This window comes from Thalassospira profundimaris (genome assembly GCF_003326755.1).
GTDB classification, from domain to species: domain Bacteria; phylum Pseudomonadota; class Alphaproteobacteria; order Rhodospirillales; family Thalassospiraceae; genus Thalassospira; species Thalassospira profundimaris_B.
The window spans coordinates 176,168-200,102 of record NZ_JPWH01000009.1 but is presented as its reverse complement, the minus strand read 5'-3'; the positions used below and the strand labels follow the sequence as shown (position 1 = coordinate 200,102).

The 23,935-nt window shown below is 55.5% G+C and carries 22 protein-coding genes; 7 read left to right on the top strand and 15 right to left on the bottom strand.

Annotated features, from left to right (window positions below; translation table 11 throughout):
* Window positions 1-200: 200 nt before the first annotated feature.
* A complete protein-coding gene (spbR, locus tag TH25_RS12565) occupies window positions 201-1,334 on the bottom strand; it encodes a SpbR family protein (RefSeq protein ID WP_114088760.1) in 1,134 nt (377 codons plus the stop codon).
* 272 nt (window positions 1,335-1,606) lie between these two features.
* On the opposite strand from spbR, the gene TH25_RS12560 reads away from it, so the two are divergent.
* The gene (locus TH25_RS12560) at window positions 1,607-1,990 is read left to right on the top strand and encodes a c-type cytochrome (protein ID WP_258549140.1); all 384 of its coding nucleotides are present in this window, start codon (window positions 1,607-1,609) and stop codon (window positions 1,988-1,990) included.
* Between the two features lie 104 nt (window positions 1,991-2,094).
* Here TH25_RS12560 and TH25_RS12555 read toward each other — a convergent pair whose 3' ends face one another.
* Together TH25_RS12555 and TH25_RS12550 are read right to left on the bottom strand one after the other, a co-directional pair.
* Entirely contained in the window at window positions 2,095-2,826 is a 732-nt protein-coding gene (locus tag TH25_RS12555; protein WP_114088758.1) for a DUF6969 family protein, read from the bottom strand.
* A 124-nt stretch (window positions 2,827-2,950) separates the two neighbouring features.
* A complete protein-coding gene (locus TH25_RS12550; RefSeq protein ID WP_258549139.1) occupies window positions 2,951-3,841 on the bottom strand; it encodes a formylglycine-generating enzyme family protein in 891 nt (296 codons plus the stop codon).
* A gap of 622 nt (window positions 3,842-4,463) precedes the next feature.
* On the opposite strand from TH25_RS12550, the gene TH25_RS12545 reads away from it, so the two are divergent.
* Window positions 4,464-5,552 (top strand): Hpt domain-containing response regulator, encoded by a 1,089-nt coding sequence (locus TH25_RS12545; protein WP_114088756.1) that lies wholly within the window; start codon window positions 4,464-4,466, stop codon window positions 5,550-5,552.
* A gap of 1 nt (window position 5,553) precedes the next feature.
* Here TH25_RS12545 and TH25_RS12540 read toward each other — a convergent pair whose 3' ends face one another.
* Genes TH25_RS12540 through TH25_RS12530 form a run of 3 tightly spaced genes read right to left on the bottom strand, consistent with a single transcriptional unit; the run spans window position 5,554 to window position 8,770 of the window.
* Window positions 5,554-7,500, bottom strand: a complete 1,947-nt coding sequence (locus TH25_RS12540) for an asparagine synthetase B family protein (protein ID WP_114088755.1) — start codon at window positions 7,498-7,500, stop codon at window positions 5,554-5,556.
* Window positions 7,501-7,510: 10 nt separating this feature from the next.
* Window positions 7,511-8,497: an NAD-dependent epimerase/dehydratase family protein gene (locus TH25_RS12535; protein ID WP_114088754.1), complete on the bottom strand. Its 987-nt coding sequence runs from the start codon at window positions 8,495-8,497 to the stop codon at window positions 7,511-7,513.
* Window positions 8,498-8,770 (bottom strand): ribbon-helix-helix domain-containing protein, encoded by a 273-nt coding sequence (locus tag TH25_RS12530; RefSeq protein ID WP_114088753.1) that lies wholly within the window; start codon window positions 8,768-8,770, stop codon window positions 8,498-8,500. It abuts the gene before it with no gap.
* Between the two features lie 80 nt (window positions 8,771-8,850).
* On the opposite strand from TH25_RS12530, the gene TH25_RS12525 reads away from it, so the two are divergent.
* Window positions 8,851-9,639: a phosphodiesterase gene (locus TH25_RS12525; protein ID WP_114088752.1), complete on the top strand. Its 789-nt coding sequence runs from the start codon at window positions 8,851-8,853 to the stop codon at window positions 9,637-9,639.
* A 4-nt stretch (window positions 9,640-9,643) separates the two neighbouring features.
* On the opposite strand, the gene queG is transcribed toward TH25_RS12525, so the two are convergent.
* Window positions 9,644-10,783, bottom strand: a complete 1,140-nt coding sequence (queG, locus tag TH25_RS12520) for a tRNA epoxyqueuosine(34) reductase QueG (protein WP_258549137.1) — start codon at window positions 10,781-10,783, stop codon at window positions 9,644-9,646.
* Between the two features lie 251 nt (window positions 10,784-11,034).
* Here queG and TH25_RS25435 point away from each other — a divergent pair, with 251 nt between their 5' ends.
* From TH25_RS25435 to TH25_RS12505, 4 genes are read left to right on the top strand one after another with little or no spacing between them, the layout of a single operon-like run.
* Entirely contained in the window at window positions 11,035-11,160 is a 126-nt protein-coding gene (locus TH25_RS25435) for a hypothetical protein (RefSeq protein ID WP_258549136.1), read from the top strand.
* Window positions 11,157-11,945: a metal ABC transporter ATP-binding protein gene (locus tag TH25_RS12515; protein ID WP_114088750.1), complete on the top strand. Its 789-nt coding sequence runs from the start codon at window positions 11,157-11,159 to the stop codon at window positions 11,943-11,945. Before TH25_RS25435 ends, TH25_RS12515 begins: the two co-directional genes overlap by 4 nt.
* Entirely contained in the window at window positions 11,942-12,823 is an 882-nt protein-coding gene (locus TH25_RS12510) for a metal ABC transporter permease (protein WP_114088749.1), read from the top strand. Before TH25_RS12515 ends, TH25_RS12510 begins: the two co-directional genes overlap by 4 nt.
* A 32-nt stretch (window positions 12,824-12,855) precedes the next feature.
* Entirely contained in the window at window positions 12,856-13,758 is a 903-nt protein-coding gene (locus tag TH25_RS12505; protein WP_114088748.1) for a metal ABC transporter solute-binding protein, Zn/Mn family, read from the top strand.
* Window positions 13,759-13,885: 127 nt separating this feature from the next.
* Here the strand turns inward: TH25_RS12505 and TH25_RS12500 are convergent, their stop codons facing one another.
* The 8 genes from TH25_RS12500 to TH25_RS12465 all read right to left on the bottom strand — a co-directional run bounded on the left by TH25_RS12500 (window position 13,886) and on the right by TH25_RS12465 (window position 23,854).
* Window positions 13,886-16,426 carry a TonB-dependent siderophore receptor gene (locus tag TH25_RS12500; RefSeq protein WP_258549135.1) on the bottom strand — a complete coding sequence of 847 codons (2,541 nt, stop codon included), beginning with the start codon at window positions 16,424-16,426 and terminating at the stop codon, window positions 13,886-13,888.
* A 158-nt stretch (window positions 16,427-16,584) separates the two neighbouring features.
* Complete coding sequence (locus TH25_RS12495; protein WP_147253012.1) at window positions 16,585-17,922, bottom strand: FecR family protein; 1,338 nt, start codon at window positions 17,920-17,922, stop codon at window positions 16,585-16,587.
* 96 nt (window positions 17,923-18,018) lie between these two features.
* Entirely contained in the window at window positions 18,019-18,552 is a 534-nt protein-coding gene (locus tag TH25_RS12490; RefSeq protein ID WP_114088746.1) for an RNA polymerase sigma factor, read from the bottom strand.
* 233 nt (window positions 18,553-18,785) lie between these two features.
* On the bottom strand, window positions 18,786-19,253 hold the full coding sequence (gene queF / locus TH25_RS12485; protein WP_073955937.1) for a preQ(1) synthase: 468 nt from the start codon (window positions 19,251-19,253) through the stop codon (window positions 18,786-18,788).
* 18 nt (window positions 19,254-19,271) lie between these two features.
* The gene (tgt, locus tag TH25_RS12480; protein WP_101264736.1) at window positions 19,272-20,414 is read right to left on the bottom strand and encodes a tRNA guanosine(34) transglycosylase Tgt; all 1,143 of its coding nucleotides are present in this window, start codon (window positions 20,412-20,414) and stop codon (window positions 19,272-19,274) included.
* Entirely contained in the window at window positions 20,411-21,469 is a 1,059-nt protein-coding gene (gene queA, locus TH25_RS12475) for a tRNA preQ1(34) S-adenosylmethionine ribosyltransferase-isomerase QueA (protein ID WP_114088745.1), read from the bottom strand. The genes tgt and queA overlap by 4 nt, the downstream gene beginning before the upstream one ends.
* A gap of 55 nt (window positions 21,470-21,524) precedes the next feature.
* A complete protein-coding gene (locus TH25_RS12470; RefSeq protein ID WP_114088779.1) occupies window positions 21,525-22,085 on the bottom strand; it encodes a queuosine precursor transporter in 561 nt (186 codons plus the stop codon).
* A 230-nt stretch (window positions 22,086-22,315) separates the two neighbouring features.
* Window positions 22,316-23,854, bottom strand: coding sequence for an inorganic phosphate transporter (locus TH25_RS12465; protein ID WP_114088778.1), 1,539 nt, complete (start codon window positions 23,852-23,854; stop codon window positions 22,316-22,318).
* Window positions 23,855-23,935: the final 81 nt, after the last annotated feature.

Sequence of the window (23,935 nt, the reverse complement as noted above, 5' to 3'; positions counted from 1 at the left end):
GGAGGTTCGAATCCTCTCGCTCCGACCATCAGTTTGAAACCCCGGCGCCTGAAACAGGGCGACGGGGTTTCTTTTTATCCGGCCCCACACCCGTCGTCTCCTCTGCCGATCCCGAACATTGTTTCCACCCAAAAGAAAACGCACCAGACGGAAAATACCGGCTGGCGCGTGTCATTCAGGGTACACAAAAAGCAACAGGCTTAATGCAGGCTGTTTTCGCTCGGCAGTTGCAACATTCGCCCCATCAGGTAATCCACATCGGCCGAATCAAATTCAACGCCAAGGTCGCCATACTGGGTCAGGATGCGTTCAATCATGCGGCGCGAATAACGTTCCCGGTCCTTTTCGCGGCCATCCATATCGGTTTCGTGGGCGACCTCAAGGGCGGCACGCACACCGGGGAAAAAACTGGCAGGCATGTCGGCCTTGTTATAAATCGCCTGCAACCCGTAAAGGCCGGAGTCGTGAATCAGGATTCGGCTGTTGATCAGGGAAACCGAAGCGCGGCGTGCCACCCCCGCCTCGAAAAACGAAATATCGCCCATGCACAAAGCCCGCAAAATCAGTCCGCCGGTCAAACGGTTATTGGTATGAAGATGCTCGACCAGAATTTCGACATCGCGGCTTTCGCTATCATCGCCCAAAAGGCCAATGGTGGCACTTTCCTGCGACTGGGTCATCACCGCATTGACAATGCCTTCGGGCAAATGACCACGGGCAACAATTTCACTGCGCAAACGGTCCGAGACCAGCGTCACCATGCGTTCGGCAATGGTGATGGGCAAATGATTGCGCGAAATGATCGGCTTTTGAATGCGCTCGCTGGTGCCAAAATCATCCAGAACCTTTTGCAGCGACTGTTCGGAAATTTCCGCCCCATCATTGCCGATCAGGTCCACCAGCACATCTTCATTTCCGGCCTGAACCAAAGCACTTGAAACCACCTCGGAAACCGTACCGCGTGTTGCAATCGCGCGCTGCTTTTCAATGCTGTCGGGGCCTTCGCCGATAATATCAACAAGGTCACTGTCGCTTAGAATTTCGGAAAACTGCAAAATTGGCAGAGCAACCGCATCCACGTCACGCGCCAGTGTCACCGCGACATCGTGAGGCAATAACGGCGTCTGTTTCAGATTGCGCGCCAGGGCCTTGCGCACCCGGACTTCCGCATCCCGGATCATGATGCGAAAAATATCTTCCGCCAGCGCACGTTCGTTTTCGGATAGTTCTTCGTCGCTGAACTGTTTGCTGATTTTCTCAGCCGTTTCGGCCCGGTTGCTCGCAGACGGGTCATTGATCAGTTTGGCGACATCTTTTTTTGTAATCGGGGCCACGTAACCTCTCCTGCTACGGCAGGAAATTCCACCTGCCGTTACAGCTGTTACTATACACGCAAGCGCCCTTTGATTGAACGCAATTTATTCACCTTCATATCCGGGTAGGATAACCTGTTCGTGATCACATGCCGCGACTTATAATGATTCCATCATCTGTCGTGCTTTGATTGCGTTACATGTTGGGGGCTGTCAAAAGTTCCCGCGTTGCGTTCGGCGTGGGCTCCACGTCACATGCCAAGAGAGAGGCCTGTTAAATGAATTCTATCAAAATGCTTGCTATTGCCGTTTCCGCGACTGCAATGTTCAGCACCGCTGCACTTGCTGCCGGTGATGCCGCAAAAGGCGAGAGAGTCTTTAAAAAGTGTGCCGCCTGCCATTCGATCGAAGAAGGCAAAAACAAGGTCGGCCCTTCGCTGCATAATGTTGTCGGCCGCGAATGCGGTGCGATTTCCGACTATAAATACAGCAAGGGTTATCAGGATGCCTGCGAAAAGGGCTTCACCATTGATGAAGCATTCCTTGACGAATACCTGAAAGATCCGTCGACAAAAATCAGCGAAATTGCTCAGACCAAAGAACGCTCCAAAATGACCTTCAAGCTCCGTGACGAGCAGGACATCCAGGACGTGATCGAGTATCTCAAGCAAAACTGATATTCCATGTGATACAGTCCTGTATCGCATCCATCCCAAAACGCAAAAGGCCGTCCCGGTCATCGGGGCGGCCTTTTGCACGTTCCCTGCGCGCCATAATCGCTTTAGCGCCGGGTGGCCAACTCGCTGGAGATGGCACGCATTTGCTCTTCAACGCGAATCGAACAGACCGATGTCACTTCAAGGTCATGATCCTCGTACACATCGCGATCCGGGTGCGATGCGGCCCAGTCGGCAATGGCCGCGTCACGCTGGTGCACCAGAATTTCAATTTGCGGGCGGTAAAACACGATCATGCCCGAAACCCAGCGATTGACCGGCCAGGATGGCTGAGCATGATCGATGATGAAATTGTCCAGCATCGAAATGACGCTTTTGGCATCATACCAGACCTCGCCCGTCACCCAGCGATTGGTGGTGAAAAGCCGCTGGGCAAAACCGTACTGATCCATCGAAATCGCCACCAGATGCGACAGGGCGTCATTTGGCCCCGGGGGCATTTCAAACCCTTCTATCGGCAGCGGACGCACCGTTTCGGGCATGCCACGCGGCCGCATGAAGGTGTGAAAATGGCCGTGTTCGTCCCATTCGCGCTGCAGGTCCTTCGGATGGGCATGATAATAAAACTGGGCATGGCTGGTACGGTCATAAACGTCGCCTTGCGGGTAATGCGTCCATTCATAGAACGCCCCCGTTGTCCGGATCAGTTCTCCGACGATATTGTCCCCCGTCGCCGAAAGAACCCGATGACATTCCATGACATCGCGCCCGGCAGACATCATGTTTTTTAGCTGACTGACCGACAGTGCCGACCAGTCAATTTCAAGTTCTGTCATGGTTTTATTACCATTTGATAAGTCGACCGCCCATTCCTGACCTGGTCGAATGGAAATGTCGAACCGGCATTGCGCCAGCTTCGCTACACTCACGCTTGGCGATAAAAATTACAAGTAAAAATACTTACTTGTCCTTGTGGGGCGCGACACGCAACACCCGAAAGCCAATCAGGATATGGCGCAAATGTTCGGGCCGGCTGTGCCGCGCGGCAGGGCGGCACACACCACACCCCCGGTCATCCCAGGACCCGCCTTTGACAATCCGGGCACCGGGCTGCTGCTGGGTCAGGGTCCATTCAAACACCTGACCTGCCCCGTCATACAGGCCATAAGGCCCGGCGGGAAAAGATTTGACCGGCATGGTATCAAACGGGCCGCGATCCGCACTGTTTAACCGCGTCGGGTCATAAATATTGCCCCACGGATAAAACGTCCCGTCTGGCCCGCGCACGGCCTTTTCCCATTCGGCCTCGTTGGGCAGGCGCCAGGTATCGCCGGTTTTTTCACCCAGCCACCTTGTATAGGCCATCGCATCCTGCCAGGAAACCAGAACCACCGGATGATTTTCGCGGCCTGCACGTGGCCTGCCGTCTTTCCAGGCAAAAGGGCGGGTGGCCTCAAAGCCGTGAACCAGGCCGTAAGAATCCCATATTTCCCGGGTCACACCGGGGGCAGGATGCCCGGTATCCTTTATGAAGGCCGCATATTGGGCATTGGTAACGGGCGTGGTGGAAATTTCAAATTTCGGCAGATAAATACGCCATTTGGCAATTTCGGAATCATACCAGCGATTGCGCCGCGCCATATCCTCGCCGTAAATCTGTTCGTCGATACGATAGGCATAGTCACGTTCAATCTCGTCGGACCCCTGCCAGTACCACCCTGCCGGGACCAGGGTCATTTCAGGCAGGGAAAGATCATCTGCCCGCACAGGCAGGCTTTGCGATGACAAAAACATCGCAGCCGCCAGCCCCATCGCAGTCCGGCACAGGCTGTGTCGTGTTGGCAACATCATTATATTTTCATTTTCCCAACAGTCTGATCATTCCATTTTCAAATCCGCCCCTCCCCGACCGGCGGCTTGAACGCGGTATCTTTGTAAAACCGTCCGGTCAATGTCAAGCAACCGGCAACACCGCCGATGCCCGATACCAGACACAACATCCCCTAAACCACCCAGACACAACGTGTTTCAGAAACATGCCAAACTGTCACGAAAGCGTGAATATCCGTGACCAGACAGCGGCACCTGTTTCTGTCATTATAATCGTGTTGGCAGACATCAAACAGTCTGTGCCAGGCTGTTGACCCGGTAAATGCCTCCCCCTGCATTTACCGAATATGCCAACACATTGACGAACGAACGTCTTCTCAAGCGGGTTTTCCCCTTCCCGCGAGTGTGAACGGCGCCACTCCTCCCCCGGGTGGCGCCGGTTTTATTGCGCGATGCCTGCCCGGAACCGCAAATGCAAAAGCCCCCTTCACTTCTGCACCTCTACGTCGCAAGATAATAAAATCATGGACTTATTGCACGAAAACGCGGAAAATATCGCGATGTTCACATTGAAAATGAACATTGGATAAAAGCAAGAACCAGCCAGGTTCGGGACAAGGGCGCCGGTTAAACAAGGTGGCCTATGGAAAAGCAGCTTCTCGATGCGCTCTCGCAATCAAATACGGGCGTTGCGTTATTTGATGCCAATGAACGTCTTATTTTTGCCAACCCGGCCTGGAATCAACTGATCACCGGTATTGCCGAGGATGATCTGGTTTTTGACGAAACCAGCCTGGATAATGGCGGAATGCTGTCTGTCTGCATGATTCGCCCCCATCTTCATGCCAGCATAGCGCGTCCCTCTCTTGCCGAAGTTGAAAACCGCAAACGCGGTACCGTACTGGTCGCCGATGACAGCGCATCCAACCGCATGGTCGCACGCCGCATGCTTCAGGCCGAAGGTTTCAGCGTTATGGAAGCCGGCGATGGTCAATCCGTTCTCGATATTTTACGCAGGGGCCTGCCGGTTGACATCATTCTGATGGATGTTGAAATGCCCGACATGGACGGGCTGCACACCACCCGGCGGATTCGCCACATGGAAGGTCCGTCCTCGCGCATTCCGGTCATCGCCTTTTCCGCGCACCGAACCCGGGACTGGAACATGATCGCCCGTCAGTCCGGGGTAAACGATTTCATCAGCAAACCCATACAGCGCGCCAGCCTGTTACGTGTCATTGGCGAAAACATTTTGCGAAACACAAGCCCGGGCCAAAACGATACAAGTGCCGCCCCCGCCCCGGTTGCGCACATGCAGCAAAAACGCCGCAATATTACCTCCGCGCTGGATGAGCTGCCCGCAAGCCCGGTGCTGGATGTGAAAATTCTCGAAAAGCTGTATCAAGATGCCGGCATTGACGGTGCGGCTGCTGGCATTGAACTTTTCATCAGCGAAACGGAATCGCGCCTGGTGCAAATTGATGATGCCCTGTCACGTTGCGATTTTAACGTGGTTCGCAATGAAGTCCACGCCCTGAAAAGCACGTCCGATACCTTTGGCCTAAAACAACTGGCCGATTTATGTGCCGCAGCCCATAACATGTTTGATCGTGATGACCTGGATGAACATCATGTGATCAAACTTTCGCGCAGGGTTGTGCAACTCGCCCCGACAGCCCTGACGGCACTGAACCTGTATCGTCGCAGCCGGTCCTGGGCGCTAAGTTCGTAAGTTATAGAACCTCGCCTTCCTGCCATATATGCCACACAAAAAGGTTCCAGACCGTCAGGGCCGCATCAAAATCATTGGCAAGTGCCCGCTGCCAAATAACCCGGCGTTGCACTTGCGGGATCGCAACCGGGGCGAACAACCGGTTTTGTGCCTGTATGTCAGTCACCCATAACAAACGGCAAACATCACGCAGCCATGTTCCAATCGGCGGATTAAACCCGGACTTTGCCGCCGCCAGATAACGCACCGGCACCAGGGGCGACACCACCGCCCGCCAAACGGCCTTGCCACCGCCTGGCACATGATCATGCACGGGGATTGACGCCGCTAGCGCCCGAACAGACAAATCCAGCAAGGGCGGCCGATATTCCACCCCGGCGGCCATGCCCATGCGGTCACTGATCGCCAGTTGATTGCCCGGCAACGTCACACACTGGTCAAACTGCATCATCCGCGATGCCTGCGGCCACGCGTTTTCATCCACGGCCCCATCTGGTAAAACAGCCTGCAAGCGGCCATATCCGGGCAAAATGCACCGGCTATTCCAGGCCGTGAACACATCATCCGGCTGCCCGGTCGTTGCCCGCAGAAACTTGCCTGCACCGGCAAGCGCATTGCCACCGCCCACCCGCTGCAATCGCGTTTCGGCCCAAGTCACGCCGTCCGCCACGGCCTGTCGCACATAGTGCGGTACTTTCAGCCATTTTTCGGCATGGTTTGCCATACGATACCGCCGATAACCGCCAAACACCTCGTCCCCGCCATCACCTGTCAAACATACCGGGGCAATATCGGCCACGGTTTCGGCCAGGCAATGCGCCAGAACCACCGCCGGGTTTGCAAATGGTCCGCCAAAAGCCCGCAAGGCACTTTTCAGGCGATTTAAAATATCTTCCCCCTGTTGGGGGGCGGTCACAATTTCAAGCTTCATGCCCAAATGCGCTGCCAGTTGACGGGCACGGGCGGTTTCATCAAATGGCTGCCCGGGAAACCCCATGACAATGGCTGTTGGCATCTTGTGATCCCGGGACCGGTGCCGTGCGACACGTGCCGCCAGTGCCGCAATTCCGGCACTGTCCATCCCGCCCGAAAGCAAACAGGCAACCGGCCTGTCGCACTGCATGGCATCCGCCACCGCGCGATACACCCGCTTGCGCAGCGCCGTGACACGATGATCGCGGCTGTTGGCACTGTGGCGAGCCCGCCCCCGTGTTGCAGGGTCCGAAAGCTGAAAACCCCTTGGATTGCCGCCCTGCCAGCATAGAACCTCGCCGGGGCACAACTGGCGAATGGCGCGAAAGGCGGTTTTGGGCGCAGGAACGAACAAATGTGCCAAAGACAGGTCAAACGCATCCGCATCACGATCCTGCACAATCCCCGGCACCGAAAGCAACGGCGTAATTTCGGATGCAAAAAAAAGATGTCCGTCCCCGCGTTCCACCACATAAAGCGGCTTTTGCCCGCCTGTATCCACCGCCAGCCACAAGGCCTGCTGGTGGCGGTCCCACAGGGCAAAGGCATAGGCGCCGGAAATATCCCCCAGGACCGATGCCATGCGTTTAAACGCAGCGCCAATCGCATCATCCTGATCGCAGGGCATGTCAGCCGATGTCAGCGCCTGCGCCAGCAAAGAAAGCAAAACCGCCGTATCGGAATAGGACGCCGCCCCGGCACCGTCGGGAATTCCCGTCCTTTTTAATCGGGCGTGCAACCGGCGATACCCGGCCACGTAACCGTTAAAAACAAAGACAAATCGCTGATTTTCACTGTGCATCGGTTGGGCGGCGATGGCACGCATATCCGTTGTCGCCAGGCGACGATGGGCAAGAATAGTACCGCCATCCTGCCACATCCCGTGCCCGTCCGGCCCACGGTGGGCCAGCGCGCCAGATGCCGCCACAACCCAGTCTTGTGCCTCAGGATCGGTCGTGCCCGCCAAACCGCACATTCAGCCCGCCCTAATCGTGCTTTTTGGCGTTGCCAGCAAACCATGCCCCGACCTGACGTAAGCCATCCCGCGCCGCGATGGGGGGCAACCAGCGCAAATCACGGCGAATGGCACGGCTATCGACCTGCAACGACCCGGTCAGGCGCTGTATCTGGGCCGATTTTCCCGTGATCTGCCCCAAAAAGGATAAAACCGACACCGGTACCGGCACCAGGAACGCCTTTTTCCCCATGCCTTCGGCCAGAAGCGTGATCATTTCACCAATCGAAAAATCCTCGCCATCCGAGACCATATAGGTCTGGTAACTGGCTGCCGGGTGGCGCGCCACCACGACACAGGCATCAGCCAGATTATCAACATGGATCAAACTGCGATGGTTGCGAATAGCACCAAATGGCAGGGGAATACCCCGCAAGGCCAGTTTGACCAGTGCGGCAAAATTGGCCTTTACCCCGGGACCATAGACCAAAGGCGGGCGTAAAATCGTCAATCCCAGGCCGGATTTTTGCGAAAAGGCACGCAAGGCATCCTCTGCCTCGGCCTTGGAACGCCCATAAGGATCCTGCGGATGAACCGGGCTGTGTTCATCAAAGGCGGAAAAGCGGGTTTCCTCGCCATTGACCTTGATCGAACTGACAAACACCATCCGCGAGACATTTTGTGCCGCTGCCGCACGGGCCAACTGCAAACTGCCCGCAACATTGACCGCGCGAAAGGCCGCAAGTGGATTACCCGCCGTTTCATTCATCACATGCACGCGTGCTGCCAGATGTACCACACATGACACCCCGTCAAGATGCCCCGTCCAGTCGGTTTTACCATCAATCGTGCCGATAATACGGGCGTGGGGCTGTAATTCGGCGGGCAACTGTGCCAGGGCTGCGGCATTGCGCACCAGCGGGCGAACCGCGAAACCATCGGCAAGGGCGGCCTTGCACACCGCCTGCCCGACAAAGCCATTGGCCCCGGTGACTGCCATTTTCTGCGGAATGTTCATTTAGTCAGACAAACCTTCTTCGGAGGGGGAAACGCCGCTTTGCGCCTGCATGGCCATTTTTAACCGCCGTTGCAAATCACCCAGAACATATAAACGCAGGGCACTTGATAAATTGCCTTCCCGGCCTTCGTCAATCAGTGCCACCATTTCCGCAACAGAATGGCCTTCGCGTTGCGCAATTTGTTGCAATTCCTGCCAAAAGGCCTCTTCGAGCGAAAAACTGGTCCGATGCCCGGCAATGGTGATTGAACGTTTGCGAACAAGGTCAGTCATCAAATATTCCATTGAACAAACAGGTGAAATGCCACGATATAGTCTTGCGCGATACACCGTAAGGGACAAACGGGACCATCATGAAAATAATTCACCTAAGCGACTGTCATTTCATCGACCCCGCCCCGGCAGGCCAAGCGACAACCGGCCCCAGCCCGCAGCAAACCCTGCAACGGATCATTGCCGATATTTGCCAATGGCACAGCGATGCCGGGCTGTGCATCATTTCCGGCGACCTGACCCATGATGGCACGCCAACACAATATGACCTGTTTGCCCGCACCATTGCCGATTTACCCATGCCGGTTCATGTCATTCCTGGCAACCATGATGCGCGGGCACCGCTGCTGGCCGCCCTGCCCAAACCCCGGCAGGATAAAAACGGCTTTATCAACCATGCCTTTACCCATAACGGCATCCGCTTTGTGCTGCTTGATACATTGATCGAGGGCGAGGATACCGGGATCCTGTGTGAAAAACGCCTCGCATGGCTATCGTCCGAACTGGCGGCATCGCAAAACCTGCCGGTTATGATTTTTATGCACCATCCGCCGGTTACGGTTGGCCTGCCCTTTATGGATTCCATCAATTTGCAAAACGCCGATGATTTTGGCGATGTGATCGCCGCGCATGGGGCGGTAAAGCATATCTTTTTTGGTCACTTGCACCGCCCGTTACACGGCATATGGCACGATATTCCCTTTACCTGCGGCCCCAGCAGTTACACGGGTCAGCCCCTTGCCATGCAGCCAGGCAGCGGCCTTCCCGACAAGGCTTGGCTGGAACCGGGATATGGCATTGCCCTGATCAACGAACATGATGCCTCGGTCTGCTATCACTTTGAAACCGTGCCCAACTTGGCAACATAGCAGATCAGGCCATAGCTTCCCATTCGGTGCGCACGGTTTCATCCTGCTCGCCCGCAAGCTGGCTTTGCCGTATCTCGGCAAATTCGTCGATGGTCATCAAACGGGATAGCGCCCACACCACACTCGCCCGGATCAGGGCAGAGGGATCCGCCAACAGCATTTGCAAGCGCGGCACCACCTGCCGATCGCCCGCATTGCCAATCGCAATCAGCACATTGCGCAAAAATTTTTCCCGGCCAATGCGCTTAATCGGCGATCCGGTAAAAAAGGCACGGAAGGCAGTGTCATCCATATCGAGGAAATCCGCCAGGCGCGGCGCGGTCAGTTCGGCACGCGGGATAAAGGCCAGTTCTTCGGTTCGGCTGGCAAATTTGTTCCACGGGCAAACCGACAGGCAATCATCACAGCCATAAATACGATTGCCCATTGCAACGCGAAATTCACGCGGAATCACGCCGTCATGCTCGATGGTCAGATACGAAATACATTTGCGCGCATCAAGTTTATAGGGCGCGGGAAAGGCATTTGTCGGGCAGGCATCCAGGCAATTGCGGCACGACCCGCAATGGTCAATTTCCGGCCGGTTTGGCGCATCGTCAAATTCCAGGGTGGTAAAAACCTCACCCAAAAAAAGCCAGGAGCCATATTGGCGCGACACCACATTGGTATGTTTGCCCTGCCAGCCAATCGCCGCAGATTGCGCCAACGGCTTTTCCAAAACCGGCGCGGTATCAACAAAAACCTTGACCTGTTCGCCCTCGCCGCTTTGCTCCATTAACCAGCGGGCAAGCTGTTTCAGACGTTTTTTGATCAGGTCATGATAATCGCGGTTTTGCGCATAAACCGAAATCATCGCCCGGTCCGGATGATCCAGCAGGGTTAGCGGGTCCTCTGCCGGGCCATAATTGGTGCCCAGCACAATCACGCTTTTTACATCTTCCCACAAAACACGCGGGTCGCGGCGGCGCGGCAGGCGTTCCGGGTCCGCCATCCATTCCATACTGCCAAATTCCCGGCCCGCGACAAATTCATCGAGCCGCTGCTGGTTACGCGGGTCAATTTCCGGGCGCGCCACACCACAGACATCAAAGCCGATGTCTTTGGCTTTGTCCTGAATGTCGCGAAAGGAAATGCTGCCTGCCAAATCTGATATCCGATAGCCTGTTGCCCGCTGGCCCGAACACACCGCATCCATTGCGATATGCCGCACCCTCAACCGGATGCTTCATAACATTTGCCGCCGTTAAAAATCCAGCATGGCTGTTTTGCACATTTAAAAACACCACGGCAAAAAAGACACTGGACAAAACCGATTTTTTGTTATGTTATATCATAACAATTTACACATCCTCTGTGACACTCCCTCCTGCTCCACGTCCCAAGCCAGAGCATCCCATGTCCAACCATACGCCCTTCATCACGTCATTTCTGGCGCGATCTGCCCTTTATCGTCTTTTTCTGGTCCTGCTGATGCTGATTGTGATCTGGGCCGCGATTTACTGGTCTGTCTCCCTGCCATGATGCCAGCTCCGATTCATTTGCAAAATATCGTTATTGATTACGGTGGCGACCCGATCATCCGGGATGTGTCAGGATGTTTTGCCCCCGGCAGTCTTACGGCAATTGCCGGAGAAAACGGCCGGGGAAAATCCACCCTGGTCAAAGGCCTCATTGGTGAAATCCCGCTGACAAACGGCACAATCGATACGGGCGGCATGAAAGGTCCAGTCATGGCCTATCTGGCGCAAACGTCAACGCTGGAAAAGTCTTTTCCCTTTACCGTTGCCGATACCGTGATTTTGGGCGCCTGGAAGCAAATGGGGGCATTTCGCGCGGTAAACCGCGCCCTGGCCCGAAAGGCCCATAATGCCCTGTGTCAGGTCGGGCTGGAAAACCTTGCCAACCGCCCTATCAGCACCCTTTCCGCCGGGCAGTTACAGCGCGTTTTGTTTGCCCGTCTGATCCTGCAGGATGCTCCAGTCATTTTGCTGGATGAACCCTTTACCGCCATCGATGCCCAAACCACCGATGACCTGATCGGGATCATCAAAAACTGGCATCGCGAAGGCCGCACCGTCATTGCCGTGCTGCACGACTTTGACCATATCCGCCATCATTTTCCCCAAACCCTGTTTTTACATGCGCAGGGTTATGCCTGGGGCGCGACCGAAACCATCCTGCCCCCTTCACCACAATGGACAGGCCCCCACCATTTTGCGTCCACCGGACATACAACATCATCATCCGGTTCTGATCAGCAATCATCCGTCAAAACCGGTTTTGCAAAACTCAGGCTTCTGTCATGACAACGGCACTCGGGTTGATTGACCCTTTTATCCATTACGGCTTTATGCGACGCGCCCTGGTCGCAACCTTTGTTCTGGGATGCAGCGCCGGGCCGGTGGGCGTTTTACTTTTGCTCCGCCGCATGACGCTGGTGGGCGATGCCATGAGCCACGCCGTCCTGCCAGGTGCAGCCATTGGCTTTCTTGTTGCCGGTGGCCTGTCACTGCCGGCAATGGGGCTGGGCGGGCTGATTGCCGGTTTGGGGGTGTCGGTGCTGTCCGGGCTGGTCAGCCGCAAAACCGTTTTGCGCGAAGATGCCAGTTTCGCCAGCTTTTACCTCACATCCCTTGCCTTTGGCGTGCTGATTGTCTCGCTGAAGGGATCAAACATTGACCTTTTACATGTGTTATTTGGCACCATCCTGTCGGTGGATCAAAACGCGATTATGCTGGTCGGTCTGATTTCATCGGTGTCCCTGATCATTCTGGCCCTGATCTACCGCCCGCTTGTCACCGAATGTTTTGATCCTGGCTTTTTGCGCACTGTTGCCGGGACCGGGCCTTTTTATCATCTGCTGTTTTTGTTTCTGGTGGTCATTAACCTTGTGGCCGGGTTTCAAACACTGGGCACCCTGATGGCGGTTGGCATGATGACCCTGCCCGCCATTGTCGCCCGCTTATGGACGCGCACGCTGCCGCGCATGATGGCAATGGCCGCCTTTACCGCTGCGCTGTCGGGGCTGTCGGGATTGCTGGTTTCCTATTATTTCGCCCTGGCATCGGGTCCGGCGATCATTTTATCGGCCAGCCTGTTTTACGGTTTTTCCCTGGTCGCGGCACCACACGGCATTTTTGCCGGGCGTGGTCTGTTCAAACGCGCCATCCCGTTTTCCGGTTAACTCCCCCTCCCAAAAGATCAAAGGACGTTCTGATGAAGCCTAAAAATCTGCTGCGTATGGCTATTATTTCCTCGGCAATGCTGCTGACCGCCGGGGCGGCCTCGGCCAAAACGCTTAATGTTGTGACCAGTTTTTCCATTCTGGCCGATGTGGTGGAAAATGTCGGCGGTTCCCATGTCAAAGTCACCAATCTGGTGGACCGTAATGGCGACCCGCACGATTACGAACCCGCCCCGCAGGATGCCATTGCCATTCACAATGCCGATGTCACATTTTTAAGTGGCGAGGGCCTTGAAGGCTGGTTTGCCCGCATCACCAGGGCCGCAAATGGTGCCAAGCCCCCGGTGGTGGTTTCAACGGGCATTAAAACCCACGAATTTGATGAAGACGGTAAACAAGTTACCGATCCGCATGTCTGGAACGATGCGGGCAATGTCATGATCTGGGTGGATAATATCGAAAAGGCCCTGGTTGCCGCCGACCCGCAGGATGCCGCCTATTTCAGGAAAAATGCGACCGATTACAAGGTGGTCCTGCAAGCCCTGGATGACAGCATTCGCAAGCAAATAGCCCAAACACCCCCATCAGCCCGCAAAATTCTGACCAGCCATGATGCCTTTGGCTATTACGGGCAGGCATACGGCGTGCTGTTCCTGGCCCCACTGGGCGTTTCAACGGAATCCGAGGCATCGGCCAAGGATATTGCCGATCTGATTTCACAAATCAAAGCAGAACATGTGCGGGTTTATTTTCTGGAAAATTCCAATGATTCCCGCCTGGTCAAACAAATTGCCGCGGCAACGGGGGCACAGCCGGGCGGCGAGCTTTATCCGGAATCCCTTTCCGAAAAAGATGGCCCGGCGGCAACCTATGTCCAACTGATGAAATACAATACCGCCCTGATGGTTCAGGCGATGAAGGATAGCGGCCAGTAACCGTCACCACTTTATCATATAAACAGATTAAAGGGACGCGACCATTGATTGGCCGCGTCTCTTCATTCTCTTGCGCCAGCTTTGGCAGCAACATGTGCAGTGCACAGCGGGTGCATCTGTTTACCGGTTAGAAACGATACCGCAAGGTGGCGAGCATGGTGCGTTCTTCACCGAAATAGCAGTTCGCCAGCTTGTAACACGACGCGATGTAGTTTTTGTCAAACAGGTTATTGATGTTAAAGCGCATATCGGCATTTTCCACACCGATACGCGATAAATCATAATCAAAGGACAGATCGACAATGGTGTAATCGGGCACGCGCTGGGTATTGGTTTCCGTTGCCCAAGTTTCACCGACATAACGCGCGCCTGCCGCAACATCAAGGCCCGCCAGCATACCGGCATCAAAGCTGTATTTACCCCAAAGGGATGCGGTATGTTCGGGCACCTGCATGGGTGTTTTACCGTCCTTGGCATCGCCCGGTGCGTCGTAACTTGCATCGGTATAGGCATAACCGGCGATCATGCTGAAATGATCGGTCAGTTTTGCCCGTGCTTCAAGTTCGATCCCTTGCGATTTGATGGTCCCGGCCGGGGAATAAACAAAAGTCACCGGGTCGGCAATGGCGACATTTTCCTGTTCGATATGGAAAACCGATGCGGTCAGCAAAATATCACGCCCGGTGGGCTGATATTTGACCCCGGCTTCATACTGGGTGCCTTCGGTGGGTGGTAGCGGGTCGCCACTGGCATCGGAATAAAGGTTGGGGTTAAAGGATTCCGAATAGCTGACATAAGGTGCCACGCCATTATCAAACAGATAAAGCAATCCGGCACGGGTGGTCAGTTTGCTGCGGTCTTCGCCGGTACGCTTTTCCGTCAATCGGTTCAGGTTATCGGTTTCAACCCAGTCTTCCCGCGCACCAAGCGACAGGCGCCAGTTTTCATAGGAAAGCTGATCTTCAAGATAAAGGCCGGTTTGTTCCAGTGTTTTTGTTGCCAGGGCATAGGGCGTGCCAAACGTCACCCCAGGATTACCATATGACGGGTCCCACGGATTGATCGTCGATGCCGTCATATACCAGTAATTGGTCCGTGAGCGGCGATGCTGGTAATCCAGCCCGCCAACAACCGTATGGTCAACATCACCCGTGGCAAAATTGCCCTTTAACTGATTATCGACCGTAAAGGCGCGCAGGCTTTCATAACCGCCATAATAGGCACGGTTGAGGTTGTTGCTCGTCCCGTTCCAGCCGGTCTGATAAATCTGGTCAATATCAACGTCGGAATCCAGAAAACGGAAATTCTGTTTAAAGCTGAGATCGTCATCAAAATCATGTTCAAACTGATAGCCGATCATGTTTTGCGTGCGATCAAACTTTTCCAGCGACGGGTCACCGTCAAAGAAATGGCGCGAAATATAGCGCCCGTTATGGGGGTAAAGCGTGCCTTCCGCCGGTACGCCATTATGGCTGCCGCCTTCGGGATCACGCTGAAAATATCCCATCAGGGTCAGACGGGTATCATCGGTGAAATTTGCCGTTAGGGACGGCGCAATCACATAACGTTCTTCCTTGGCATAATCAAACTGGGTGTCCGACGCATCGGCCTTGCCCACCAGACGATAGGCCAGTTTATCACCTTTGGTAAGCGGGCCGGTAACATCAAAGGCAACAGCGCGCTGATTGCGCGTGCCATAGGAAAGCTCGACCTCGCCCTTTTGTTCAAATTCCGGTTTTTTGCTGCTTAATGCCACCAGACCACCGGGCGAGGAGCGGCCATATAATACCGATGCCGGGCCTTTGACCGTATCGATCCGTTCGACAAAATAGGGATCGATCTGCATCGAGCTATAGGTCGAATCATCGCTCATGGTTTTCATACCATCGAGATAGATATTATCGATGCTGCGATCGACCAACCCGCGCAAAATGACATAATCATACCGGTTGGATGCCCCAACCTGCCCGGTAAAGGCCCCCGGGGTATAACGCATCGCCTGCATCACGGTTTGCGAGCCCTGGTCTTCAATTTCATCGGCCGTTACCACCGAAATGCTTTGGGCGGTTTCCAAAATCGGCGTGTCGGTTTTGGTGGCCGAAAGCGACCGTTTGGCAACATATCCCTCTACCGGGCCATCGGCGCGTTCAATTTCGCGGTCCGCCTCAACCCGGACCGGGTCCAGTATAATGCCATTGCTGGCATCGGTACTGGCTGATCCGCCGATAATCGTGATGGTGTCATCATCCGTCACCCGCCAGCTATAACCCGACCCGCTCAGCAGCATTTGCAAAGCCTGTTCACGGGTGAACCGGCCCGAAACCGCCGCCGCCTGCACATTGGCAAGGCCTTCGCTGGGGAAGAACAGTTTCACATCGGCCTGATCGGCAAATGCGGTGAGTGCCCGATCCAGATTTTGCGCAGGAATATTGAATAAAACCTTGGCATCATTAACCAAGGCACCGCTTTGCGCCTGTGCCGGGGCAGATACCACCGCCATACCGGCCACCATCACCACCCCCGAAAGCACCGTGCCCAACAAAAGCCGCCCCATAAACTGGCGAATGGCTGTGCCAGATTTATGGGTATCTGCGTTAAATGTGCAAACAGACCGCAAAACAGACAAGGGCACATCATGCCCATCGGCGCGGTTTGAACCGAACGTCATCGTGATCAACCTTTATAAAATCTCACCCCAATGCAAATGAATTTGATAACCGTTATCATTTGCTGTTGATCATATGACGAAACCCGCCCACCAAACTTGCAGCAGATTTTTCAAAAAAATTGCACAAAAGTTTTATGGATGCGTTTTAAGACGTTAAATCAATAGATTAGGGTCATGACCGGTGTTGAAATCACGCTGGCCGGTGTTGTTTCATCAATCGATTTCAACAGATCATCAAGGTCATGCAGGTCAAACACCCCGCTGACCTTGAGCGATGCCAAACCCTGATTAATCAGCACGATGCGCCCTTTACGGTAACGCTGTATGTCGGCAATGACGGCGTTTAGCGGTTGCTGGTTGAAAATCAGCTTGCCGCGCCGCCAGGCACTTTGCCCGGCATCATCAAAGGTACGGACTGCGCCCAACCGCCCGCTGGCATCATAGGCAACCTGCTGCCCGGCCAAAACACGCACACCGCCATTTTCCAGACTGCTGGCATCCGGCAAATCCGCTGTCGATGCGGCCGCCTCCCCATTGGCCGCGGAAACCGCAACAATACCTTCACTGACCCGGACATGAACGGCATCATCAACCAACGCCACGTCATAGGACGTGCCAACGGCGCGTGCCTGCCCGTTGCCCGCCATAACAACAAAGGGCCGGTTGGGGTTTTTATGTACATCAAACCATGCCTCGCCCGCCTGCAAATGCACCTCGCGCCGGGTTGGCGTGTAATGCACCGACAGGGCGGATGCCGTGTTTAAATGCACCACCGTACCATCGGCCAGGGTAATGGTTTTCTGTTCGCCAATGCCGGTGGCATAATCGGCAAACAGGCCCGCAACCGGCCCGACCATGCCCGGCACAATCGCCGCGCCAGCCCCACACACCAGCACCAGCAAAACCGCCATCCACATAACCAACCGGCCACCGGAACCAGTACGAACACCCGCACGAGCACCAATAGCTGCGCGACGGTAACTGGCCGCTGCCGTTGCATTGCGGGGCATGGCGTATCCGCCTTTGCCATCGTGGCCCGGCGCCCGTGTCGCCGCATCCTTATGGTTTCCACGCGCACTTGCCCCCGCAATATTTGCATTGGGTGATGAAGCAAGCGAGCTTTCAGACAGACGGTCCGAGGCCCCCATGAGATCATCCGCACCGGCACCGCCTGCAAAATCGGGCGCGTTCACAGCATTGGCAGATGCCGCGTCGCCAGCTTCCTGCCACTGTTTGGCGGTGGCTGTGCGACCAATACCGTCAAGCAGGGTGCGGGCATCAGTCACGGCCTGCTCATGGCGGGGCGATTGCGCCAGCCAATGCTGATATTGCCGTTGCATATCGGGCGTGACCTGACCGGATGACAGCTTTACCAGCCAGTCAATGGCGGTATCGCTGATCTGACGGCTGGTTTCATCCTGCGCCATCTGCGCCACCTGTGCTGCCGACCGGTTGTTAAGCGGGTTCTGGTCCTGCCCGTCTGAATGTCTAGTCACCGCCCTGTTCCTGTTTTCTGACCTGCGATCCACCACAGAAAAATCGGCCCCTGGAAATATAGACGTTCGGGCGCCTCAAAATCGGCAATTGAAAATTCATTTATTTTGATCCGCCTGCCAAAGTTCATCGCGGCATTGTTGCAAGGCACGGGCAATATATTTGGCCACCATGCTTTCCGACACCCCCAATTCCTGTGCAATGCGGGCATGGGAAAAACCATCCACCCGAAACATCAGCAATGCACGACGTGGATTTTCCGGCAGGCGCTCCAATGCGCGGTCAATCAGGGCCAGTTGCTGGCGGCCCATAACCGTTATTTCAGGTGATGGTTTGGGGTCTTCCACCTGTTCCGGGACCTGCCCGGCATCGGGGTGGCTGCTGGCAAAATGGCGTTTTTCACGGCGTATGCAATCAATGGCAAGGTTCCCCGCCACGCGATAGACATAGGCGCGCGGATTATCAATTTTGCCCTCACTCACCGGGGCCGATGCCAGGCGCAAATAGGTATCCTGGGCGATATCGGCGGCGCGTTGCGCATCCCCACCCATACGGCGGGTCAGAAACCGGACCAGATGGTCATAGTTTTCCTGAAAAATGCGGATCAAAACCGACGCTCTATCGCGACGCATCAAACGGGCCTATTCTACGGAACCAAACGCCCCCTTATGCTGTTGGCGGGGCGTGGCCTTTTCCATACCAAGAACACCCCGCTCCATCAATGAGAATAATTATCAATCGTATAACTCAGACAAAATAAAAGCAGGAAAGCCAAAACCTTCCTGCTTCGTGGTTATTCACGTTTATATCGGGCCACAAGCCACTTGCCGCATTTCAAAACGCGCAAATACCCTGACCTTGAATGTTAACCGCGCCCGCGATAGGGCGCGACACCCTGATCGGGGATCCAGACACCTTCGGGCGCCGGTCCGGTCTGGTAAAACACATCAATCGGAATGCCGCCACGCGGATACCAGTAACCGCCAATACGCAGCCATTTCGGGTCCAGCGTTTCAACAATGCGTTTGCCAACCTTGATCGTGCAATCTTCATGGAATGACCCGTGATTACGAAACGAAGTGAGAAACAGCTTTAACGACTTGCTTTCCACAAGCCAGTCTGCCGGGACATAATCAATCACCAGATGGGCAAAATCGGGCTGGCCGGTGATCGGACACAGGGAGGTAAATTCCGGTGCGACAAAACGCACGCAATAATCGGTACCGGCCTGCGGGTTTTGCACCCGTTCCAGCACGGCTTCTTCAGGGCTTGCGGGCTGCTTGGTATCGCCGCCCAGCATGGTCAGGTTCTGGTAAATGCTTTGGTCTGACATGATATGGGTTCCCTGGCCTTAATCCTGGATCATCGGCACAGGATCAATATCCCCGCCTTCCTGACCGGCATAAAAATCCCTGGCAAACGCTTCCATCCGGCCTTCATCAATGGCGTCGCGCATGCCCTTCATCAGGTCCTGATAATATTGCAAATTATGCCAGGTCAGCAGCATGGCACCCAAGATCTCGTTCGCCTTGATCAGATGATGCAAATAGGCGCGCGAATATTGCGAACAGGCCGGGCACGAACATTGGTCATCGAGCGGGCGGTCATCATCGCGGTGACGGCCATTTTTAAGGTTCACCGTCCCCCGGCGGGTAAAGGCCTGGGCATTGCGGCCCGAACGAGTGGGCAATACGCAATCAAACTGGTCAATCCCGCGCATCACAGCACCCACCAGATCGGACGGTTTACCAACGCCCATCAAATAACGCGGTTTATTGGCAGGCAGCATATCCACGCAGAAATCCAGCGTTTCAAACATCACCTGCTGGCCTTCGCCGACGGCAAGGCCGCCGACTGAATGACCCGGCAGATCCAACTCCGCCAGTTTTTCGGAACTTTCACGGCGCAGATGTTCAAACACACTGCCCTGCTGAATGCCATAAAGCGCATAACCTTCACGTTCGACAAAGGCATCGCGCGAGCGTTTGGCCCAGCGCATTGACATGCGCATGCTTTCGGCCGCCACTTCCTCGGTCGCAGGGAAAGGCGTGCATTCGTCAAACGCCATCGTGATGGTGGAGCCCAGCAAATGCTGAATTTCCATCGACCGTTCCGGTGAAAGCGAAAATTTACGCCCGTCGATATGGCTTTTAAAGGTCACACCTTCTTCGGTGATTTTGCGCAAGCCCGCCAGCGACATCACCTGATAGCCGCCACTATCGGTCAGGATCGGTTTGTCCCAGTTCATGAATTTGTGCAAACCGCCAAGGCGGGCAATGCGTTCGGCACCGGGTCGCAACATTAAATGATAGGTATTACCCAGCAAAATCTGTGCGCCGGTGGCCGCGACACTTTCGGGCATCATGCCTTTAACGGTGGCGGCGGTCCCGACCGGCATAAAGGCCGGCGTTTCAATCACGCCATGCGCGGTGTGAATGCGCCCGCGCCGGGCCTTGCCATCCTGTGCCAGCAATTCGTAACGAAATTCGGTCATGACTTTTTCAGTGCTTCAACTTTGTTGGCGCATTCCAGAAGCGAACAGTCGCCATAGGAATAAAAACGGTATTTCTGCGCAATGGCATGGTCGTAAGCCGCCTTCATGCGGTCAATCCCGGCAAAGGCGGAAACCAGCATGAACAGGGTGGAACGCGGCAGATGAAAATTCGTCAGCAGCAGGTCAACACCGCGGAATTTGTAACCCGGCGTAATAAAGATACTGGTTTCACTTTCAAACGGTTCAACGATGCCATCCTCACGCGCCGCACTTTCCAGCAGGCGCAGCGATGTTGTCCCCACCGCCACAACACGCCCGCCATTGGCCCGCGTTTCGTTCACCAGGGCGGCAATTTCCGGCGAAATGCTGCCCCATTCGGCGTGCATTTTATGATCGTCGGTATCATCAACCTTGACCGGCAAAAACGTGCCTGCCCCCACATGCAGGGTAATGGTGCGGCGCGTAATACCGCGCGCATCCAGCTTTGCCAGCAATTCGGGGGTGAAATGCAACCCTGCGGTCGGTGCGGCAACAGCCCCGTCATGCCGGGCAAAGATGGTCTGGTAATCGTGGCGGTCCTTGTCATCACCCCCGGCCTCGCGGCGGATATAGGGCGGCAGGGGCATCACACCATATTTTTCCAGTGCGGCAATAAGGTCCGCCCCGGCAACGTTAAAGCGCAACAGCACTTCGCCGCCATCCTGCTTGTCCATGACTTCGGCTTCAAAGCTGTCATTGACCTTGAAAATTTCGCCTACACGCAGCTTTTTGGCCGGTTTGGCAAAGGCCCGCCATTGCGCCAGCCCTTCCTGCTTGTGCAGGGTGACTTCAATTTTCGCCTCCCCGCGTTTGCCAAACAGGCGTGCGGGGATCACGCGGGTATCATTGGAAATCAGCAAATCGCCGGGGCGCAAAATATCGGGCAATTCGCGCACGATACGGTCATTCATCGCACCGGCGGTCAAATCCAGCATCCGGGCGGAATCGCGCGGGTCTGCCGGGTGCTCGGCAATGCAGTCACGCGGCAGGTCAAAATCGAACAGATCGACTTTCATTCTTTTTCCATCTTGGCGGTGTCAGGACACCACAAACACATAACAGGATCGGGGATCAGGCGTTGGCGGACTGGGCAGTGATGCCATCATTGCGACCCGCCGGACGGATCACCGACATCAACATACGGAACGGGGCAAGGCAGGTCATCGCCATGATCATTTTGGCCGAAAAATCGCCCAGCGCCCATGTATGCCACGGCAGCCCGGTCCCGGCAAAGGCGATGGAGAAAAACAACGCCGTATCAAGCATCGAGCCAATGGTGGAGGAAACCAGCGGTGCCTTCCACCAGCTTGCCTGGCGCAAACGGTTAAACACGGTAACATCCATCAATTGCGCCACCAGAAATGCCGTTCCCGATGCAATGGCAATGCGGGTATCGGCAAATATCAGCGACAACACAACCGCAATGGCAAAGCCCGACAGCACCACCATGCGCGCTGCCTGTGCGCCGCGCGCCCGGTTGGTCAAATCCGTTACCAGAAACGCCACCGGATAGGTAAAGGCGCCAAAGGTCAGCCAGTTGGCCAAAACACCGGGTAACGGATATTCAACCAGAATGTTTGAGGCGACAACCGTTGCGGCCATTGCCAAAATGCCTGCAATGATGGCTTTCATGTTTTCTGAACCTTTTGGTAAAACCCGCGCATAACAAATCTCGCGGTGCCGAAATTCGGAACGACGATGCGCAAAATGGGTCGCAAAATAGTGCGCGCTGTTTACGCCCCCCACCCCGACGGGTCAAGCAAAAAACAATGGCCGGCGCATTCGATGAACACGCCGGCCATTGCCGCAGATCGCGCATTTCCTCCGGGGATAGAGAAAAAATGCAGCGAAATAAAATGCGATTACAGCATCATGCCACGAATGGTGAAATACAGCAGCGCACCCAAAAAAGCCCCGGCAGGCACCGTTACCACCCAGGCGGTTGCAATCGTCAGGGCATAACGGCGGCGCACCAGCAGGCGCTTGCGCAATTTGCGTTCGGCCCGTTCGGCAAGGTTGGGGTCCAACTGGCGCAGGGCTTCAATATCCTGGCTTTGCTGGTCCATGCCATCGGTTCCGCCAATCAGCATCGGCGGCGGTGGTGCATCCTGCAGGCGACGACGGTGGCTCAGGCTTTCGCGCAGAAAACCCACGCCAAACACCGCGCCCACGGCAATATGGGTGGAACTGACCGGAAGCCCAAGGGCCGACGCAACAATCACGGTTAATGCCGCCGACAGGGCCACGGTATAGGCGCGGATCGGGTCCAGCTTGGTGATTTTGCTGCCCACGGTTTTGATCAGCTTGGGCCCAAACAACAACAAACCGGCCGAAATCCCCAATGCACCAATCACCATCACCCACATCGGAATCGGCGCGGAGGTGACAATTGCCCCTTGATGCACCCCCGAGACAATGGCCGCAAGCGGGCCAATCGCATTGGCAACATCGTTTGAACCATGTGCAAAAGACAGCAAAGCCGCCGAAACCACCAATGGAATACGAAACAGCGAGGCGATTTCCTTGCGCCGCCCGGTCATCTCGCGCGAGGCACGGTAAACCGCCTTGCGCACCGGCCACAATGTAAGGCCAAAGGCAGCAACACCGATCAGAAGGATCGTGACCGTATCGGCCTTCCAGACCTTCTTGATCCCCTTCATCATCAGGTAAACCGTGAAGGCCGCCACCATGAAACTGACCAGAAGCGGCACCCATTTGCGCGCCGCTGCCACGCGGTCCTCGACAAACAGTATCCTGAATTTGATGAAGGCCAAAAAGCCAGCCGCAATCAAACCGCCCAAAATGGGCGAAATCACCCAGCTTGCGGCAATCGCGCCCATATTGGACCAATGCACGGCATGGGTGCCAACGGCGGCCATCCCCGCCCCCATCACGCCACCGACAATCGAATGGGTGGTGGAAACCGGCGCGCCAAGATAGGTCGCCAGGTTCAGCCACAGGGCCGCAGCCAGCAAGGCCGCCGTCATCACCCAAATGAAGGTTTGCGCATCGGGCATTTGTGACGGGTCAATAATACCGTTTTTAATGGTGCTGACCACATCGCCCCCGGCCAGAATGGCCCCGGCAGCCTCGAATATGGCCGCAACAAAAAGGGCGCCAACCATTGTTAGCGCCTTGGACCCGACCGCTGGCCCGACATTGTTTGCCACGTCATTGGCACCAATGTTAAGGGCCATGTAACCGCCAATCACGGCGGCGGCAATCAGAAAGCCGCTGCGCGGCAGCCCCCCCATATGAAAGGCGACAAACGCGCTGCACGCCAAAAGGAAAACAAGCGACAGACCAAGTTTCGCACTGAGCGACGCCGTCTCGCCGACACCGGCGTCCATCCGCCGCTGCCATTTGAGGTCTTTATCGAGCGCCGTTTTTTTCGCGACCATACCAACCATAACCTTTGCAGGGAATCGACGGGCGGATCATGTCGAAGCAGGCACGATTTGTTAAGGTTTTTTTGCGGTTTT

Coding starts and splice junctions, on each gene's coding strand:
- TH25_RS12560 (WP_258549140.1), top strand. CDS start 1,607: ATGCTTGCTATTGCCGTTTCCGCGACTGCAATGTTCAGCACCGCTGCA.
- TH25_RS12555 (WP_114088758.1), bottom strand. CDS start 2,826: ATGACAGAACTTGAAATTGACTGGTCGGCACTGTCGGTCAGTCAGCTA.
- TH25_RS12550 (WP_258549139.1), bottom strand. CDS start 3,841: ATGATGTTGCCAACACGACACAGCCTGTGCCGGACTGCGATGGGGCTG.
- TH25_RS12545 (WP_114088756.1), top strand. CDS start 4,464: ATGGAAAAGCAGCTTCTCGATGCGCTCTCGCAATCAAATACGGGCGTT.
- TH25_RS12540 (WP_114088755.1), bottom strand. CDS start 7,500: ATGTGCGGTTTGGCGGGCACGACCGATCCTGAGGCACAAGACTGGGTT.
- TH25_RS12535 (WP_114088754.1), bottom strand. CDS start 8,497: ATGAACATTCCGCAGAAAATGGCAGTCACCGGGGCCAATGGCTTTGTC.
- TH25_RS12530 (WP_114088753.1), bottom strand. CDS start 8,770: ATGACTGACCTTGTTCGCAAACGTTCAATCACCATTGCCGGGCATCGG.
- TH25_RS12525 (WP_114088752.1), top strand. CDS start 8,851: ATGAAAATAATTCACCTAAGCGACTGTCATTTCATCGACCCCGCCCCG.
- TH25_RS25435 (WP_258549136.1), top strand. CDS start 11,035: ATGTCCAACCATACGCCCTTCATCACGTCATTTCTGGCGCGATCTGCC.
- TH25_RS12515 (WP_114088750.1), top strand. CDS start 11,157: ATGATGCCAGCTCCGATTCATTTGCAAAATATCGTTATTGATTACGGT.
- TH25_RS12510 (WP_114088749.1), top strand. CDS start 11,942: ATGACAACGGCACTCGGGTTGATTGACCCTTTTATCCATTACGGCTTT.
- TH25_RS12505 (WP_114088748.1), top strand. CDS start 12,856: ATGAAGCCTAAAAATCTGCTGCGTATGGCTATTATTTCCTCGGCAATG.
- TH25_RS12500 (WP_258549135.1), bottom strand. CDS start 16,426: ATGACGTTCGGTTCAAACCGCGCCGATGGGCATGATGTGCCCTTGTCT.
- TH25_RS12490 (WP_114088746.1), bottom strand. CDS start 18,552: ATGCGTCGCGATAGAGCGTCGGTTTTGATCCGCATTTTTCAGGAAAAC.
- queF (WP_073955937.1), bottom strand. CDS start 19,253: ATGTCAGACCAAAGCATTTACCAGAACCTGACCATGCTGGGCGGCGAT.
- tgt (WP_101264736.1), bottom strand. CDS start 20,414: ATGACCGAATTTCGTTACGAATTGCTGGCACAGGATGGCAAGGCCCGG.
- queA (WP_114088745.1), bottom strand. CDS start 21,469: ATGAAAGTCGATCTGTTCGATTTTGACCTGCCGCGTGACTGCATTGCC.
- TH25_RS12470 (WP_114088779.1), bottom strand. CDS start 22,085: ATGAAAGCCATCATTGCAGGCATTTTGGCAATGGCCGCAACGGTTGTC.
- TH25_RS12465 (WP_114088778.1), bottom strand. CDS start 23,854: ATGGTCGCGAAAAAAACGGCGCTCGATAAAGACCTCAAATGGCAGCGG.